The organism is Cloacibacterium sp. DMC96, assembly GCF_056313765.1.
On sequence record NZ_JBQUZQ010000001.1, the window covers coordinates 482,539 to 499,740 of the forward strand.

Sequence of the window (17,202 nt, forward strand, 5' to 3'; positions counted from 1 at the left end):
TCTATCTTTTTTTAACAAACTTTAACCAAAATTTGGCATTAATTGTGTTGCCAATTCCTTGAAAATCGTGAAATTTACAGTCTAATTTTTCAAAAAATTATGCAAGAACTTAATCAAGCCGAAGATATTAAACAACTCACCGAAAAAGTAAAAGAACAGAACGTTTACTTTTCACTTTTGAAAAAGGAAATTAACAGAGCAATTATCGGACAAGAATACATGGTAGATAGACTTTTGATTGGTCTGCTAGGAAATGGTCACGTTTTGCTGGAAGGTGTTCCTGGTTTGGCAAAAACTTTAGCCATCAAAACCCTTTCAGAAGCGGTTCATGGAGCGTTTTCTAGAATTCAGTTTACGCCAGATTTATTGCCTGCAGACGTTATCGGTACGCAAATTTATAATGTGAAAGAAAACGATTTTTCCATTAAAAAAGGTCCTGTTTTTGCAAATTTTGTTTTGGCGGATGAAATCAACCGTGCTCCTGCAAAAGTGCAATCTGCACTTTTGGAAGTGATGCAAGAAAAACAAGTGACGATTGGTGATGAAACCATGAAATTGCCAACACCTTTTTTGGTTTTAGCAACTCAAAACCCAATTGACCAAGAAGGAACTTATCTTTTGCCAGAAGCACAAACTGACCGTTTTATGCTGAAATGCAAAATTGATTATCCAGAGTTTGAAGAAGAAAGACAAGTCATGAGAATGGTTTCTACTTCGGATATTCCTCAAATAAAACCAGTGATTTCTTTGGAGCAAATTGTGGAAGCTAAAAAAATCATCAATCAAATTTATCTAGACGAAAAAATAGAAAAATACATTCTTGATATGGTTTTTGCGACCAGATTTCCAGAGAAATATGGACTTTCTGAACTGAAAAATTACATCAGTTTCGGGGCTTCACCTAGAGCTTCTATTAATCTAGCGATTGCTTCACGAGCTTATGCTTTCTTGAAAGGTAGAGCTTTTGTAATTCCTGAAGACGTGAAAGCGATTGCAAAAGATGTTTTGCGTCACAGAATTGGTCTCAGCTTCGAAGCGGAAGCAGAAGATGTAGATGCAGACGCAATTGTAGATAAAATTTTAGGGAAAGTTCAAGCGCCGTAATTTAGTTGTCAGTTAATAGTTGTTGGTTGATTGTAATTTCTGACAACTATCAACCGATAACCAACAACCATATTATGCAGATTAAAGATATTGTAAAAAAAGTAAAACAAATAGAAATCCGTACTAGAAAAAGAACGGAAAATACTTTGATGGGGCAATATCACAGTGCTTTTAAAGGTCAAGGAATGGCTTTTGCAGAAGTTCGTCCGTATCAATTTGGAGATGATATTCGCAGAATTGATTGGAACAAAACCGCACGTTTCAAAGAGCCTTATGTAAAGGTGATGGAAGAAGAACGTGAACTCACCATGATGATTTTGGTAGATATTTCTGCTTCCATGAATTATGGAACAAAAATTCAACTGAAACGTGAATTGGTAGCAGAAATTTCGGCAAGTTTAGGATTTTCGGCGGCAGGAAATAATGATAAAGTGGGGCTTATTTTGTTTGCGGATAAAGTATATAAAGTCATTCCGCCACAGAAAGGCAGAAAACATATTTTAGCCATAATTTCCACGATTTTGACCGCAGATTATATGCAGGCAGAAACCAATATAGATGCGGCTTTAGAATATATGATGCATGTTTTCAAAAAGAAATCTCTAGCGTTTCTTTTTTCTGATTTCGCTGATGAGTTTGACGAAAAATTATTGAAAATCGCTTCCAAAAAACATCAATTATTAGGCTTGAGAGTTTTTGATGAAAAAGACAATGAAATTCCAGATGTAGGTTATGCTTTCTTCAGAGATATAGAAACAGGAAAACAAATTTGGGTAAATACGTCTAACCAAAGATGGCGTTACAATTATGCAGAAGCTCAGAAACAAAAAATAAGACACCTGAGAGAAGCTTTTGAGAAAAGTTCTGCAAGTTTTGTAGAAGTGAAAGCAGAGGAAGATTATACCAAGGTTTTGTATAATTATTTTCAGAAAAAATAGAAAATAGCAATTAATGAAGAAAAATTTTTTAAAAATTTTCAATCAATATATAGACAGACAACTCGATAAAGTTTCGCCAAATCTGAAAAGGTTTAAATGGCCTTTTGTTGCTTTTGGAGTGATTAAAAAATTGGCTTTGTTGTTTGTTTTTGTTGCTCAATGTTTTTCTGCGCAGACGCTTTCTTCTAATTTATCTAAAGAAAAAATTGCGCTAGGCGAAAAAGCAACCTTTCGAGTAACCATCAATGGTTTAGAAGGAAAAGATGTGATTTCTAAACCTAAAAATGAACTCTTGCCTTTTCATTTAGAAGAAACAAAAGACGAAATCAATAAAACTTACGATCAATACACCAGAACTATAGAGTTTCAGGTTTTTGAAGAAGGGAAATTTACCATTCCAGAACTTGAATTTTCTATAAATGGAACGGAATCCATCAAAACGATTCCCTATGAAATCACGGTTTATAATCCTGTAAATGCAGATGATCAAATCAACGATATAATGAATAATAAGCAAGTTGATTTGGGTTTCAGCGATTATTGGGAAATGTACAAATGGTATATTTTAGGAGGTTTGGTGATTTTTACTTCCCTGTTTTTATTTTTAAGTTTCTTTAAAAATGGCGTTTTCAGAAATTCAGGAAAAGAGAAAAGTCCGATTCATAAAACATTGCAAGATCTAAAAAATCTAGAAAAGAAGAAATACGCAGAAAAAGGCAATTACAGAATGTTTTATGTAGAATTGATAGACATAACAAGAGCTTTTTTGGTAAAACAATATCACATTCCTGCAGATGTTTTACTGACCGATGATTTAATCGATGTGATGAAACATACCAATAAAATTTCGCCTGAGAATGAAAAAATAGTGGAGGAGGTTTTTCTAAGAGGAGATTTGGTGAAATTTGCCAAAATACTTCCGAATCAAGAATTGATGGAGCGTGATTTTATAGATATTTACGAATTTGTAGAGCGTTCGGTTACAGATATTGAAGCAGAACATTTAAGAGAAGTGCATTAAGATGAATTTTCAGATAGATAGTCCATATTTTTTATTGCTCTTTTTGCTTTTTATTCCGCTTTTGATAAGGGATTTTAGCAAGAAGAAAAATTCGGGAATCAATGTTCCGACTACCCGAAATATGTCTGTAGCAGGAAGTTTTTCTTGGGTTCAAAAATTTTTACAATTTTCTAAATACATCATTCTTTCTACGCTGATTATTGCTATGGCAAGGCCTAGAACTTACACCATTTTTAGCGATAGAGACGAAACCAAAGGCATTGATATTTTCTTAGCGATTGACATTTCGCCCAGTATGTTGGCCAAAGATTTAGAGCCTGATAGAATTACAGCTTTGAAAAAAATAGCAACGGATTTTGTCAAAAAAAGGGAAGGCGATAGAATAGGAATTGTGGAATATTGGGGAGAAGGAATTACAAAAGTTCCACTCACTTCTGACCATCAAGTGGTTTTAGATGAAATTAGAGACATGAGTCCGAGTGAAGAACTTACAGGAACAGCAATTGGAGAAGGACTTTCTGTAGCAGTAAATCATTTGAAAGACAGTAAGTCAAAGTCTAAAATCATTATTTTAATGACTGATGGTGTAAATACGGTTCCGAATGCGATGCCACCACAATTTGCAGGCGAATTGGCAAAATCTTACGGAATTAAAGTGTACACGATAGGAATCGGAACGAATGGTTTCGCATTATTTCCGCAGATTACATCTTTTGGAATACAATTTTTCGAGCAAGAAGTGCAGATTGATGAAGCTACGCTTTCTGAAATTGCGACTTTAACAGGTGGAAAATATTACAGAGCCACTTCTAATACTAGTTTAGAAAATGTATATAACGAGATTAATTCTTTAGAAAAATCGAAAATTAAAACCAATAAAATTTACAATTACGAAGAATATTTCAGGGTTTTTCTTTGGATTGCCTTGGTGTTTTTATTGATAGATGCAGTTTTAAGATGGAGAATTTTCAGGATTTTTAATTAAAAAATAGAAATGAATTTTAGTCTAGGAAATATTTGGTATTTATTGTTGTTATTGCTTTTGCCAGTAATAGCGTGGCTTCTTTTTGGTTTCAAAAAATGGAAATCAGAAAGGAGAAATATTTTTGCTGAAACTCAATTTCAAGAAGATTTGTTTCCAAAAAATTATCAATTTTCTAAATTTTTCCCAGTTTTATATTTGTTGGCTTTTGTGTTTTTGATTTTAGCAATGGTAGATTTTCTAGGAGGAAAAGAAGAGATGAAAATCCAACAAAAAGTAAATTCTGTGATTTTTTTGCTAGATGTTTCTAACTCTATGAACGCGCAAGATGTGCAACCTTCTCGATTAGAACAAGCCAAAAACATTTTGATTAATACCATACAAAATTTGGGCGATGACAAAGTAGGAATCGTAGTTTTTGCAGGAGATGCACAATCTATAATGCCTTTGACTACAGATTATTCTGCTGCCGAAACGTATATTGGAGCGATAGAAACCACTACGATTGGGAAACAAGGGACAGATTTTCTAAAAGCAATAGAAGTAGCCACAGAAAAATTTAAAAATGTTCCGAAAGGTGCTAGAAAAATCGTTTTAATTAGCGATGGCGAAGATAATGAAGGAAATGACAAAGCGGCGATAGATGAAGCATTGAGACAAGGAATAACCATCAATTCCGTAGGAATAGGAAAAGAAGATGGAGCGCCAATTCCTATTTATGAATTTGGGCAATTAATGGGTTACAAAACTGATATTCTCGGCGAGACAATTATTACCAAAAGACAAACGGAAGCATTGATGTCTCTCGCTTTTGATACTAACGGAGAATATGTAGACGGAAATGATATGGAAGGAGCAGTCAATAAAATTGTTTTGCAACTCAGAAACCAAAAAGGAGCTACTGAAACATTGGTAAATACACAATCTGCGGTGCATTATTACCCATGGTTTTTGGGCGTTTCGCTTTTTATATTTGTCATTATTTTTCTTTTTAATCCTAAAAAAGATTTCAATTTTTAAAAATGAAAACTTTAGAAAACGCAAAACCTTGAATTTTAGTCTCAAAAAACTATTTTTTATCAATTATTTAACATTTTTAGGATTTAATTTTAACAATTAAAGCGATATTTTTGTACCAACAAATGTTGAGAAAGTTTTTTGTACATATTAGCTTATTTTTTCTTGGTCTAATTGCCGTTAAGGCCCAAGAAAGTTTAAACACCCTAATCTTCAGAGGAAACCGAAGCTTCGACAAACAAAAGTATGGCGAAGCTACTTCCACATTTTCGGAAGCGGTGAAAAAAAATGAAAAAGATTTTGGTGCGCATTATAATTTGGGCAATTCTTTGTATAAAATAAAAAAGTACGATGAAGCGATTGCCGAATATCAAAAAGCTCAAAAAAACACCAATAATAAAGATGAAAAAGCAGCTTCTTATTACAACGAAGGAAATGCTCATCTTCAAAATGGTGATGGCGAAAAAGCAGTCAATGCTTATAAGAATGCTTTGAAATTCGATCCAGATAATGAAGCGATTTTAAAAAATTTACAAATTGCAAAGAAGAAGCAAAAGCAAAAAGACAATAAACAAAATCAACAAAACCAACAACAAAATCAACAAAATAACCAAAATAAAAACCAAGATAATAATCAAAATCAGCAAGGAGATCAAAATCAAGAAAATAAAAATAACAATACCAAAAATCAACCGAACGGTAATATAGGTGACCAAAATAAAGGAAAAGGAAATCAAGGAGCGGAAAAACAAAATCAGAAAAACGAACCGCAAAATCCTAATGACCCAAATAAAATTCCTAAAGATTTGCAAAAATTAATTCTGCAAAGAAGTGCAAATCAAGAAAGAGAAACCGCTAAAAAGTTACTCAATAAAAATGGTTACTATTCACCAGAAAGCAATACAAAAGACTGGTAATTAATGCAAAAAATTCTCAACATATTATTTTTTGTAATGTCTGCAATTTCTTACGGACAAGTTACCGTTTTGACTGATGTCAACACCAAAGAACCGAAGCAAAATGAACCCGTTGTTCTCACCATTGTACAAGAAGTGGTAGGCGAAAACATGGAACAGCAGAGTCCGCTTCGTCTTCCTGATTTATCAAAATTCGATATTGTAGGAAGTGCTTCCGAACAAAATACATTCATTGACCAAAAAAGAGGAATTAGAGTAAACCAAATCATTTATCAATTATATCTTCAGCCAAAAGTTACGGGAAAAGTGAAAATAGGCTCGGCTTTACTTACCGTAAATGGTAAAATCTATAAGTCTGAACCTTTTGACATTCTGGTGAAAGAAACGTCACGAGCTGAAACAGAATATCTTTCTAAAGACGTTTATCTGAATGTAGAAGTTCAAGATAAGGAAGTTTATGAAAATCAGCCAACTGTAGCGGTTTTAAGAGCTTATAGCAAGAATTATGATAACTTCAGAAAGTTAGAAAATATAAAATTTCCGCAACAGAATAATGCGAGAATTAAGCCTATCAGTTACAAAAAACAAGACATAGAAAATGTAAATGGCGAAATGGCTTCGCAAGTGATTGCTATGTTTATTATTTTCCCAGAAGAAGCGGGTAATGTAGAAATAGAGCCAGTTTCGGCAATGGTGAAAACTCCAGAAATCAGTAAAATTGTTTCGAATAAGGTTAAAATTAATGTAAAAACTTTGCCGAAAGATTCTCCAGAGAATTTTAAAAATGCGGTAGGTAAATTTCATGTTTCCATTAAAGAAATTGCAAAAACAGAACCTCTGGAAGTAAACAAACCGATTGACGTTTTGGTGAAAATTTCTGGTTTAGGAAATTTAGACGAAGATAAATTGCCGAAATTAATAGAATCTAAAGATTATACTTTTTTCAAACCTCAGATTATAAGCAAATTATCTACCAATAAAGAAGGAGTGAAAGGTTCAATTACTGCAAAATATGTGGTGATTCCTAAGCATGAAGGGAAAATCAATATTTCTACTGAACCATTTTCGTTTTTCAATCCAGAACTGAATCAGTACATTGATTTGGGTGTGAAAAGTATTGTGTTGAATGTCCTAAATTCAGCTCAAATTGCAGCGCAGAAATCAACTATTGATATTGTGGATGATTATACTGCCAATGTTTTAAATAGCGTTCCTTTACCTGTTATTGAAAAAGAAAAACATACACAGTCTTACCGTTTTAATTTTAAAAATTTATTTTCTGGTTTGGCAGTTCTTGTAATGGGAACTTTCCTTTTCTTCTTGTGGATTAGACCTAAGAAAAAAGCTCTAGTTACTGTTGAAAATAAACCCATTACTACCATTAGAGAAGAAGAAGAAAAAATTAAAAATCTTCTAAAACCAGGCTTTGAAGCTAATTTAGAATATCTGAAAACGCTTTTGTCTAACAGAGACTATTCAGCATTTTTTGCTACTTATGAAGAGTTGCAACAAGATGCAGAACAGCATATTCAGCAAAAATTTGGAATGGGATTGAAAGCTTTTTTAGAAAATTACAAAGGTTCTCAGTTCACCGAAGATTTTAGAAATCTAGAACAACAAATTTCAATAGAAAAATACTCGCCTATTCATGACGACTACCATTTAGAAGAGCTTTACAATTCCATAGCTGCGATATATACTGAAATTATGGAATAATAAAAGTATTTCATACTTTTGTGAAAATAATAAAAAAATCACACTATGTTAGAATCGTTTTCTTTTAAAGAAACCTTGACTTGTTTTATGGTTTTGTTTGCAGTAATCGATATTTTAGGTTCTGTTCCTATTATTGTTTCTCTTAGAAAGCAATTCGGGCATATTGATGCAGAAAGAGCGTCGATTGTTTCAGGAGTATTGATGATTGTTTTTCTTTTTGTAGGAAAAGAAATGCTAAAATTCATCGGGATAGACGTGAATTCGTTTGCGATTGCAGGTGCTTTGGTTATTTTTATTATTGCTTTGGAAATGATTTTGGGAATAGAAATTCACAAAGTAGAAAATGTGAAGGCAGCTTCTATCGTTCCGATTGCGTTTCCTTTAGTAGCAGGAGCTGGAACACTAACTACAACGTTATCACTTCGTGCAGAATTTCATGTAGTGAATATTATTTTAGGGATTTTGCTCAATACCATTTTGGTTTACATCGTACTAAAATCTGCCAATTTCTTAGAAGAAAAAATAGGAGATGCTACGCTGATGATTTTCAAAAAAGTTTTTGGAATTATCCTTTTAGCGATTTCTATTAAATTATTTACCGCTAACTTTGCGCAGTTATTTTCTACTTACGTACAATTTTAAAATTATCAATATTAAATCATAAATCTCATACCAATGACAACGTTTTACAAAGTTTTTTTAGTGCTTTTTATTATATTTTTAGGAGTTAATCTTTATGCAATCGACTGGAATTTAGGTTTTATGCATTCAGAAAACAATAAATTCTTATTCTCTATAGTCGCATCTATTATAGGAATTTTAGTTACTCTGGTTATGAACACTTGGAAAAAACTTTCGCAGAAAAATAGTTAATGAAAAATCCGCTTCTAGAAGCGGATTTTTTTATTGTAAATGATGAAGAATAGCTTGAGATTTCAGTTCGGTTTCTCGCCATTCTTTTTCTGGCGAAGAAAGTGCCGTAATTCCGCCACCTGCAAAAGCGATTACTTGATTTTTGTAAATTTTTGCACATCTAAGATTCACAAAGTAATAAATTTCTTCCTCGGTTTCTATTTTAATGTAACCTGCGTAAAATTCACGGTTATATTGTTCGATTTCTATAATTTTTTCTTTGCAAAAATCTTTTGGAATTCCACAAACTGCAGGAGTAGGGTGGAGTTCTTCAATTAATTCTTCAAGCCTATTATCTCCAATTTTTGCAGTGAAATCAGTTCTGAGATGCTTAATATTCCCCGAAATATGATTGTATGTTTCACTCTGTGCAATTTCAACAGCATATTTTTTTAAAATTTCAGAAATATAATGGGTAACAGGTTTTTGTTCTTCGATTTCTTTCTCGCTCCATTCTTCATCTACGGGAAGTGTTCCTGCCAAACTCATGGTGAAAAACTCATGTGTTTTTTTATTGAATTTTCCTAAAATTTCTGGTGTTGCACCGATCCAAATTTCTTCATCAGTAATGAGAAGATAACAAAGTGTATTGGGATATTTTTTGCAAAGCAGTTGGTAGGTTTCTTCTAAATTGATGGAAGAAATTTCTTTAGCAATAGGTCTAGAAATAACCAATTTTGGCAAGTTATTTTGCTTGATGATTTCAATCGCTTTGTCTAATTTTTGGAGATATTCTTCATGCTGAGGAATATTTAGTTCAGCATTCATTTCAGGAAAATTTTCTACCTCAAAAAAGGAAGATTCGAGTTCTTCTGAAGTACAAACTTCTAGATTTTCTGCTTGTAAATGAATGGTTTTCCCATTGGTAAAAGGAAAAAAAGAAGCCACATTTCTTGCAGCTTCATGATGATGTATTAGGATAAATTTTTCGTCAAAAGGTAATCTGAAAATAGCTTTCATTACTTTTCTATTTTTCGGTTAATCACCATGTTTGTCATCGTAGAATGACACAGTAAACTTCCGTTTTCGTCTTTTATTTCTATTTCCAGAAAATGGAGGGTTTGTCCTTTTCTAATCATTCTAGCCGTTCCTGTAACGGTTCCTTCGGTTTTACTTTTCAGGTGATTAGAATTGATATTGGTTCCTACAGCAGCTTTTCCTTCTTGAGCTACCAAAATATTAGAAAGACATGAGCCTAAACTTTCTGCAAATGCAATATTAGCGCCACCATGTAATAAACCTAATGGCTGATGAACTCTAGAATTTACGGGCATAGTTCCTACCAAATAATCGTCTCCCAAATCGGTGAAAACGATTTCTAAAGTTTCCATTAAAGTGTTTTTATTCCAAAGGTTGAGCTGTGCTAATTTTTCTTCGTTGGTCATCATAAAAATTCAACTTTTAGATTAGTAGATTTTTGGATTCCACTTTTCTGGATATTTTGGAGTAATTTTTTTGTAATATTCTTGTAATTCTTCCATGATGCTTTCGTAGCTTCTGGTCTGAATGTCTTCAACAGAAATTTGTTTACCTAAATGAATACTTTTGGTTTTAAAATCTCCAGCAGCAATAACGATAGGAACGTTTGATTCTTTTGCCATATGATAGAATCCTTTTCTCCATTTGTTAACAAGACTTCTGGTTCCTTCTGGTGTAATTACTAAGCTGAAATCATCTTTGGCAAATTCATTTTTTACAAAATTTACCAAGTCATTTCTTTGGCTTCTATCGATTCCAACTCCGCCCAATGCTTTTACAATAAAACCGTACCAAGCCTTTGTGTGAGCATCTTTTATGATAACTTTTAGTTTCTTGTCCAGAACCCAATAAGCTAGATTTCCTAGAATGTATTCATCATTAGCAGTGTGTGGAGCTACTACTAAAACGCAACGGTCTAAATTACTTGCGGGACCTTCTAACACAATCTTCCAACCCCAAACCCAAAGGATAAACTTTGCGATAATTTTCTTAATAAATTTCATATTTTTCTCTTTAAAAAACAAAACAAGTAACCCTAGCAAAAAGGTTACTTGCAAATATAATTATTTTATAGATTATAATCTTTCTAAAATAGACTGCTGATGAACTCCATTATTTTCATCACGATTTCTAAGACAAATTGTATCATAATTTCAAGTGTTTTTTGTTTGTTTTATGTGAGTTTCATTCACTTAGCGAAGGTATTAATTATTTTTAATTTTAAAATATTTTAAATGTTAAAATTTTATAAAATATCTTTTCACTTCGGCTACTTAGTTTCTAGTGTAGGGTTGCGGAAGTTTCTGTTGTTATCATCAGCAACCCAACTAAACTAGAACTATTTATTTTTGGTGTTAATTTCTATTTTAGAATCGCCATCTTTAATTGAAATATTAAGGTCTTTTAAATTTTCTAAATCTTTCAGACTGTTAATATTTTTGACGTCTTTTTCTAAAATGCTGTCTGCAACTTTTTTAGGATATTTTTTTCCGTTGATAATTACACTGTCAGCATTTTCAGAATCGTATTCTATTGTAGTTCCGTTGATATTGATTTTATTTTTTTCGTTAATGATATCTCCATTTTCATTGTTGTTATTTTCATCGTCATCATCTATTCCGTTTGCATTAAGGTCACCGTTTACATTAAGATGTTCGTTTCCTTTTGCAACTTTCATATCTTTCGGAACCACCAATTCATAATCTACACTGTAATGTCTGAATCTGTATTGGTAAGGATAACTTACGAAATTTGGTAATAAAATTTTGTTGCCTACCACTTCTACAGGAACATTAAGTTCTAGAGGTTTGTTATAACCTTCCGCATATTTTTTAATGATGAGGTAAGGCTGAGTAATATTAGCATTTCTTACGACTTCTACGTTTGGATAATCTTCTTCGAAAACCATTTTCTTGTCAGAGAAAATATCATCATCATAAGCAGTATAATTCGCTGGAATGTTTACTTGTTTTTTGTCAATGATAAGGCTATCAGTTGGCTGAACATTGATAGAAATATTTTCGGTTTCTTCTTTGTCGCCTTTATAAGACATATCTATTTTTGCCATGTTTACTCCGAAATAAGTTCCTAAAAGCACAATTGCTAAGAATAAACCACCCAATACATATCCTAAATTTCTTAATTTAGTTTTAGGAGATAATAATTTGATGCTTATTAAGCTGAAAAGAACTGCTGGAAATAATGTTCCGAGTACAATGAGTGAAGAAAGGATATATTTCATTCCGCCATCGTCAAACAAGAAATTCATTTTGCTTACACCAGGAAAATCTGGATTTCCAAATAAATTGAAAAAGAAGAATAAACCGATGATTGCTCCAAGTGCTAAGAAAGCGAAAATAGCACCGAAAAGAACTCTTAAAACGTTTAGCAATCCGCTACCAGCATAAGTTACTACAGGTTTAGCTTCATTGTACATTTCACCCACTTTTGCAGTAGATTCATTGGCAAATTTTACGATATTGCTAGATTCTTCTTTTAAATTGTCAAAATTCAAGGGTTTACCTTTCATTTTAAGAAAATCTGCTGCAGTTTCTGCTTTTGGAAGGATAATCCAAAATACTAAATATAAGAATACGATGAGGGTAGTAGAGATTCCAGCGGTGAACAGTCCTAAAAATGCAACACCAAACCAAATAACTCTCATCCAAGTTACGTCCATCCCGAAATAAGCAGCCAGACCAGAGCAAACACCTGCTAATTTCATATTTTCTGGATCACGGAACAGTTGTTTTTGCTGTGCCGAAGAAAATGAAGGTCTTGATTTTTTATTGGCAGTTTTATCAGAAAAATAAGCTTCTTCTTGTTCTTCTATTACTTCTGGTTTACCAATTTGGGCAATTACTTTTTCTATATCATCATCATTTACCACTTCTCTTTTTCCCATGTTATCTTTTAGAATTTCTACAATTCTAATTTCGATATCATGCATAATTTCGTCTGCTTCTGATTCCTCTAGAGAACTTCTCAGTGCAGCGAGGTAGTCACTCAGTTTTATGTATGCGTGTTCTTCTATTACGAAAGAAAAACCAGCAAGTCCTATTGATAATGTTTTGTTCATAGTTTAGTTTTTATGATGTTTTGGTGATTTGGTTTACAGATTCTGTTAATTCATTCCAAGTATTTTGTAATTCTGCTAAAAAGGTTTTTCCTTTTTCAGTGATTTGGTAGTATTTTCTTGGCGGTCCACTGGTAGATTCTTCCCATCTGTAAGCAAGAAATTCTCCATTTTTCAATCTTGTAAGTAGCGGATAAAGAGTTCCTTCTACTACATCTAGCTTTCCTTTTTTGAGTTCGTCTATTAAATCAGAAACATACATTTCTTTATTATTGATAAGGCTCAAAATACAGAACTCTAGAATTCCTTTTCGCATTTGCGCTTTGGTATTTTCTGTGTTCATGTTTTTTAGTTATTAGTGGTTTTTATAATTTGTTATAACATTCATTTCACGAATTTTTTTCTGTTGAACAAAAATAGGTATTTTTTAGTAATATGCAATGCAAAGTAGTAATGCAAAAAAATATATTACTATTTTCTTTCTTCGAAATAGTGAATCGTTCTCGTTTTTGGTAAAAGTAACCAAAGTAAAAAATAGACAAATACGACCATAAACGTAGAAATTCCCGCCGAAAATATTCCGAAGAATGCCAGTAAGAACCATGCAACTCTTACTAAAGAGACATCTATCCCGAAATATCTTCCAAGTCCTGAACAAACCCCAGCGATTCTTCTATTGTCTCCATCGCGAGTTAGTTTTGCTCTACAACCAGTGTAAAATTGGTTTTCATTTTGTTGATAAGTTTTCATTTTAATGATTTTTGTGATTTTCTTATGCAAAGATATATATAAAATTTAGTATTATGCAATACAAAGTAGTAAATTTTTTTTAATTATTTAGTTAAGTCATTGATAGTCAGTTATAAAAATTTCAAGTGTAAATTTTAATAATTTTTGTTTTTGACAAAAATCACGTTTTCATTGTAACATCTGTTACCGAAATTGGTGAAAACCAACCGTAATTTTGCAGTATCAATTTTGTTTCACTTTAGAAATGAAGTTTTTTAATCCATTAAAGATTTATAGATGAAAATACTAATAGTAGGAGGAGTTGCAGGAGGCGCAACAGCAGCAACCAGATTGAGAAGACTCTCAGAAGAAAACGAAGTTATAATTTTTGAAAAAGGACAATATGTAAGCTTTGCGAATTGTGGTTTGCCTTATCATATTAGCGGAACGATTGACAAGAGAGATGCTCTTTTATTACAAACCCCCGAATCCCTAAAAGAAAGATACAACTTAGATGTAAGAGTTTTTACAGAAGTTTTATCTATTTATACAGTCGATAAAAAAGTTTCAGTAAAAAATTTACAAACAGGCGAAATTTACTTAGAAAGCTATGATAAATTATTGCTTTCTCCAGGTGCAGAACCTATAAAACCTCCTTTTGAAGGAATTGATTCTGATAAAATTTATACGCTCAGAAATATTCCTGATATGGATAAAATTGTAGCAAAAACCAAAAATGCTCAGAATTTTGTAGTTGTTGGCGGTGGTTTCATTGGTTTGGAAGTTGCCGAAAACTTGATTGAAGCTGGAAAGTCTGTGAAATTGGTAGAATTGGGCAATCAAGTAATGGCGCCTGTAGATTTTGATATTGCCAGTTTCGTTCACGAAAAAGCAAAACAAAAAGGGCTTGAATTGTTGTTAAACGTTGGCGTAGAAAAATTTAACGATAAAGGCGAAACCATAGAAGTATTCTTAAACAATGGAACTTCTGTAGAAACGGATGCTGTAATTCTCGCAATCGGAGTAAAACCAGAAACCAAATTAGCAGAAGAAGCAGGTTTGGAAATTGGTGAAACTCGTGGAATTTTGGTGAACGAATTTATGCAAACCTCTAATCCTGATATTTATGCAGTGGGAGACGCAATAGAAGTAGCGCATTACATCAACAATAAAAAAGTGTTGATTCCTTTAGCTTGGCCAGCAAACAGACAAGGTAGAATAGTAGCTGACAATATCGTTCTAGGAAATCAATACAAATATACAGGAAGTTTGGGTTCATCAATTTTGAAATTTTTTGAATTTTCTGTAGCTTCCACTGGTTTGAATGAAAAAACTTTGAAAAAATTCGGAATTCCTTATAAAACTGCCATTGTAACTCGCGGTCATCACGCGGGTTATTATCCTGGCGCTAAAAATATGGTTCTAAAAGTTATTTTCGATGAAAATGGTAAAATTTTCGGAGCGCAGGCTGTTGGCGAAGCTGGAGTTGATAAAAGAATTGATGTCATTGCAACGGCAATCAAAGGAAATCTCACGGTTTATGATTTACCAGAAATTGAAATTACTTATGCTCCGCCTTTTAACTCGGCGAAAGATCCTGTAAATATTGCTGGTTATGCTGCAGAAAATATTTTGAAAGGAGATTTAGAAATGGTGAATTATGATGAATTTTGGGATTTTGTCAAAGAGAATGATGCGGTAATTTTAGATGTAAGAACTTCAAAAGAATTTTCAGGAGGAGCAATTGAAGGAGCAATTAATATTAACGTAGATGATTTACGAGCAAATCTCGAAAAATTAGATAAGAATAAAACGTATGCCATTTATTGCCAAGTTGGTTTGCGAGGTTATTTAGCGAATAGAATTATGAGAAATAACGGTTTCCGAGCCGTGAACTTAAACGGAGGGTATAATCTTTGGTCAAAAGTTCAATCATAGTAATAGTTTTTTGTTAACAAGAAGGCTTCAATTTTTATTGGAGCCTTTTTTGTTTTCAATAATTGTTCAATAATAATATGATTTTAATCAGAAATCTCCAAAACATGACAAAAGTATGCTTATAAAACTCAAAGTTCTTATGCTTTAATTAATAATTTTGTTAATTGAACTTTTGTGACCAATCTTTTCTAAAAGTCACTTTTTATAAATGTAGATAACATCAAATAAACACATAAAATGAGTTTTATTAAAACGGATTTAACCAAACTTGCAAACCTTAATAAAAGCAAGGGAACTGGTTCTATTAGGAAAAGCAAACCAGAATACGTTGATTTTTTTCCACCTTGTAATAACGCTTGTCCAGCTGGCGAAAATATTCAGGCTTGGCTTTCTCTAGCTCAAGAAGGAAAAATAGAAGACGCTTGGAGAAAATTGACCGAGCAAAATCCTATGGCTGCAATTCATGGGAGAGTTTGTTATCATCCTTGCGAAAATTCTTGCAACAGAAAAGATTTAGATTCTTCGGTGAGCATTCACGCGGTAGAAAGATTCTTAGGAGACGAAGCATTAAAAAATAATTGGCAATTTTATCCCCCAAAAACACTTACCGGTAAGAAAATTATGATTGTAGGTGCAGGTCCTTCTGGACTTTCGGCGGCATATCATCTTAGAAAATTAGGCCACGAAGTCACTATTTTCGAAGCTGGCCCAGTTGCTGGTGGAATGATGAACTTTGGGATTCCTGCGTACAGAATGCCTAGAAATATTCTTCAAGCTGAAATTAAAAGAATTGAAAATTTCGGAGTAAAGATTGTCCTCAATTATAAAGTTCAAGATATTCTCCAAGAAAAAGAAAATGGTGGTTTCGATGCGGTTTTTGTAGCTATTGGAGCTCATTTAGCCAAAAAAGTAAATATTCCAGCACAAGAAGCGAGTAAAATTTTAGATGCCGTTTCTTTCTTGAAAGAAGCAGATGAAAATAGTGAGAATAAACCACTTTTAGGAAGAAGAGTTGCGATTTATGGTGGTGGAAATACCGCAATGGATGCAGCGAGAACTGCGAAAAGATTAGGTGCAGATGAAGCCATGATTATTTACAGAAGAGACCGTGAACATATGCCTGCTCACGAATTTGAAGCAGATGAAGCTTTAAGCGAGGGGGTAAAAATCCATTGGTTGAGCACCATTAAAAATATGGAAACTTCTTCTATCACCGTTGAAAAAATGCAAGTGGTTAATGGAAAAGCCGTTCCAACTGGTGAATACGAAACTTTGGAAGCAGATTCATTAATTCTAGCTCTTGGCCAAGAAGCAGATACAGATTTCTTAAAACATATTGAAGGAATTACCTTCAAAGAGGATGGAACAACCGTTGAAGTAAATCCGTCAATGATGACAGGTTATCCCGGAATTTTTGCAGGAGGAGATATGGTTCCTAGTGAAAGAACGGTAACGATTGCAACGGGACACGGTAAAAAAGCAGCCAGAAATATTGATGCTTGGCTTAGAAATACCACTTACGAAAAATCAGCCAACAATCCTTTAGTTACCATCGAAAAACTACAAATTTGGTTCAAAACAGATGCTGAAAAGAAAGCACAACAACATTTAGAAATTGAGAAAGCAGTAGAAACTTTTGATGAAATTGTTGCAGGTTATACTACTGAAGAAGCAGTTTACGAAGCACAACGTTGTCTCTCTTGCGGAAATTGTTTCGAGTGTGATAGTTGTTATGGAGCGTGTCCGGAAGGTGCGATTTCCAAAAACGGAAAAGGAGAAGGTTACACCATCAATTACGATTTGTGTACAGGTTGTGGCGTTTGCGCAGAACAATGTCCATGTCACGCTTTAGATATGGTTTTAGAACATTAATC

The 17,202-nt window shown here is 33.1% G+C and carries 17 protein-coding genes; 11 read left to right on the forward strand and 6 right to left on the reverse strand.

Annotated elements, in window-relative coordinates; translation table 11 throughout:
* Positions 1–99: 99 nt before the first annotated feature.
* From ACT53I_RS02095 to ACT53I_RS02135, 9 genes are all read left to right on the forward strand, one after another.
* Entirely contained in the window at positions 100–1,104 is a 1,005-nt protein-coding gene (locus tag ACT53I_RS02095) for an AAA family ATPase (RefSeq protein ID WP_213195561.1), read from the forward strand.
* Between the two features lie 74 nt (positions 1,105–1,178).
* Complete coding sequence (locus ACT53I_RS02100; protein WP_476078225.1) at positions 1,179–2,042, forward strand: DUF58 domain-containing protein; 864 nt, start codon at positions 1,179–1,181, stop codon at positions 2,040–2,042.
* 121 nt (positions 2,043–2,163) lie between these two features.
* Positions 2,164–3,063, forward strand: a complete 900-nt coding sequence (locus tag ACT53I_RS02105; RefSeq protein WP_476079369.1) for a BatD family protein — start codon at positions 2,164–2,166, stop codon at positions 3,061–3,063.
* 1 nt (position 3,064) lies between these two features.
* Positions 3,065–4,048, forward strand: coding sequence for a VWA domain-containing protein (locus ACT53I_RS02110; protein WP_476078226.1), 984 nt, complete (start codon positions 3,065–3,067; stop codon positions 4,046–4,048).
* A gap of 9 nt (positions 4,049–4,057) precedes the next feature.
* Positions 4,058–5,065, forward strand: a complete 1,008-nt coding sequence (locus tag ACT53I_RS02115; protein WP_476078227.1) for a vWA domain-containing protein — start codon at positions 4,058–4,060, stop codon at positions 5,063–5,065.
* 122 nt (positions 5,066–5,187) lie between these two features.
* The gene (locus tag ACT53I_RS02120) at positions 5,188–5,979 is read left to right on the forward strand and encodes a tetratricopeptide repeat protein (RefSeq protein WP_476078228.1); all 792 of its coding nucleotides are present in this window, start codon (positions 5,188–5,190) and stop codon (positions 5,977–5,979) included.
* Between the two features lie 3 nt (positions 5,980–5,982).
* Positions 5,983–7,695 (forward strand): BatD family protein, encoded by a 1,713-nt coding sequence (locus tag ACT53I_RS02125; RefSeq protein WP_476078229.1) that lies wholly within the window; start codon positions 5,983–5,985, stop codon positions 7,693–7,695.
* Between the two features lie 45 nt (positions 7,696–7,740).
* Positions 7,741–8,337, forward strand: coding sequence for a MarC family protein (locus tag ACT53I_RS02130; protein WP_374449645.1), 597 nt, complete (start codon positions 7,741–7,743; stop codon positions 8,335–8,337).
* 33 nt (positions 8,338–8,370) lie between these two features.
* Positions 8,371–8,568 carry a hypothetical protein gene (locus ACT53I_RS02135; protein WP_069797026.1) on the forward strand — a complete coding sequence of 66 codons (198 nt, stop codon included), beginning with the start codon at positions 8,371–8,373 and terminating at the stop codon, positions 8,566–8,568.
* A 30-nt stretch (positions 8,569–8,598) separates the two neighbouring features.
* Here ACT53I_RS02135 and ACT53I_RS02140 read toward each other — a convergent pair whose 3' ends face one another.
* The 6 genes from ACT53I_RS02140 to ACT53I_RS02165 all read right to left on the reverse strand — a co-directional run bounded on the left by ACT53I_RS02140 (position 8,599) and on the right by ACT53I_RS02165 (position 13,411).
* Entirely contained in the window at positions 8,599–9,567 is a 969-nt protein-coding gene (locus ACT53I_RS02140) for a chorismate-binding protein (RefSeq protein WP_476078230.1), read from the reverse strand.
* On the reverse strand, positions 9,567–9,992 hold the full coding sequence (locus tag ACT53I_RS02145) for a PaaI family thioesterase (protein WP_476079370.1): 426 nt from the start codon (positions 9,990–9,992) through the stop codon (positions 9,567–9,569). Before ACT53I_RS02145 ends, ACT53I_RS02140 begins: the two co-directional genes overlap by 1 nt.
* Positions 9,993–10,013: 21 nt before the next feature.
* On the reverse strand, positions 10,014–10,580 hold the full coding sequence (locus ACT53I_RS02150; RefSeq protein WP_371487475.1) for a 1-acyl-sn-glycerol-3-phosphate acyltransferase: 567 nt from the start codon (positions 10,578–10,580) through the stop codon (positions 10,014–10,016).
* A gap of 344 nt (positions 10,581–10,924) precedes the next feature.
* On the reverse strand, positions 10,925–12,664 hold the full coding sequence (locus tag ACT53I_RS02155) for a PspC domain-containing protein (RefSeq protein WP_476078231.1): 1,740 nt from the start codon (positions 12,662–12,664) through the stop codon (positions 10,925–10,927).
* A gap of 10 nt (positions 12,665–12,674) precedes the next feature.
* On the reverse strand, positions 12,675–13,004 hold the full coding sequence (locus ACT53I_RS02160) for a PadR family transcriptional regulator (RefSeq protein WP_069797022.1): 330 nt from the start codon (positions 13,002–13,004) through the stop codon (positions 12,675–12,677).
* Between the two features lie 128 nt (positions 13,005–13,132).
* Positions 13,133–13,411, reverse strand: coding sequence for a PspC domain-containing protein (locus ACT53I_RS02165; RefSeq protein ID WP_476078232.1), 279 nt, complete (start codon positions 13,409–13,411; stop codon positions 13,133–13,135).
* A 276-nt stretch (positions 13,412–13,687) separates the two neighbouring features.
* Here ACT53I_RS02165 and ACT53I_RS02170 point away from each other — a divergent pair, with 276 nt between their 5' ends.
* Both ACT53I_RS02170 and ACT53I_RS02175 read left to right on the forward strand, forming a co-directional pair.
* A complete protein-coding gene (locus ACT53I_RS02170) occupies positions 13,688–15,328 on the forward strand; it encodes a CoA-disulfide reductase (protein WP_476078233.1) in 1,641 nt (546 codons plus the stop codon).
* A 237-nt stretch (positions 15,329–15,565) separates the two neighbouring features.
* Positions 15,566–17,200, forward strand: a complete 1,635-nt coding sequence (locus ACT53I_RS02175) for an NAD(P)-binding protein (protein ID WP_476078234.1) — start codon at positions 15,566–15,568, stop codon at positions 17,198–17,200.
* Positions 17,201–17,202: the final 2 nt, after the last annotated feature.

Excerpts from the sequence above, each read along its gene's own strand:
- ACT53I_RS02095 (WP_213195561.1), top strand. The coding sequence starts at position 100 with ATGCAAGAACTTAATCAAGCCGAAGATATTAAACAACTCACCGAAAAA.
- ACT53I_RS02100 (WP_476078225.1), top strand. The coding sequence starts at position 1,179 with ATGCAGATTAAAGATATTGTAAAAAAAGTAAAACAAATAGAAATCCGT.
- ACT53I_RS02110 (WP_476078226.1), top strand. The coding sequence starts at position 3,065 with ATGAATTTTCAGATAGATAGTCCATATTTTTTATTGCTCTTTTTGCTT.
- ACT53I_RS02115 (WP_476078227.1), top strand. The coding sequence starts at position 4,058 with ATGAATTTTAGTCTAGGAAATATTTGGTATTTATTGTTGTTATTGCTT.
- ACT53I_RS02120 (WP_476078228.1), top strand. The coding sequence starts at position 5,188 with ATGTTGAGAAAGTTTTTTGTACATATTAGCTTATTTTTTCTTGGTCTA.
- ACT53I_RS02125 (WP_476078229.1), top strand. The coding sequence starts at position 5,983 with ATGCAAAAAATTCTCAACATATTATTTTTTGTAATGTCTGCAATTTCT.
- ACT53I_RS02130 (WP_374449645.1), top strand. The coding sequence starts at position 7,741 with ATGTTAGAATCGTTTTCTTTTAAAGAAACCTTGACTTGTTTTATGGTT.
- ACT53I_RS02135 (WP_069797026.1), top strand. The coding sequence starts at position 8,371 with ATGACAACGTTTTACAAAGTTTTTTTAGTGCTTTTTATTATATTTTTA.
- ACT53I_RS02140 (WP_476078230.1), bottom strand. The coding sequence starts at position 9,567 with ATGAAAGCTATTTTCAGATTACCTTTTGACGAAAAATTTATCCTAATA.
- ACT53I_RS02145 (WP_476079370.1), bottom strand. The coding sequence starts at position 9,992 with ATGACCAACGAAGAAAAATTAGCACAGCTCAACCTTTGGAATAAAAAC.
- ACT53I_RS02155 (WP_476078231.1), bottom strand. The coding sequence starts at position 12,664 with ATGAACAAAACATTATCAATAGGACTTGCTGGTTTTTCTTTCGTAATA.
- ACT53I_RS02160 (WP_069797022.1), bottom strand. The coding sequence starts at position 13,004 with ATGAACACAGAAAATACCAAAGCGCAAATGCGAAAAGGAATTCTAGAG.
- ACT53I_RS02165 (WP_476078232.1), bottom strand. The coding sequence starts at position 13,411 with ATGAAAACTTATCAACAAAATGAAAACCAATTTTACACTGGTTGTAGA.
- ACT53I_RS02170 (WP_476078233.1), top strand. The coding sequence starts at position 13,688 with ATGAAAATACTAATAGTAGGAGGAGTTGCAGGAGGCGCAACAGCAGCA.
- ACT53I_RS02175 (WP_476078234.1), top strand. The coding sequence starts at position 15,566 with ATGAGTTTTATTAAAACGGATTTAACCAAACTTGCAAACCTTAATAAA.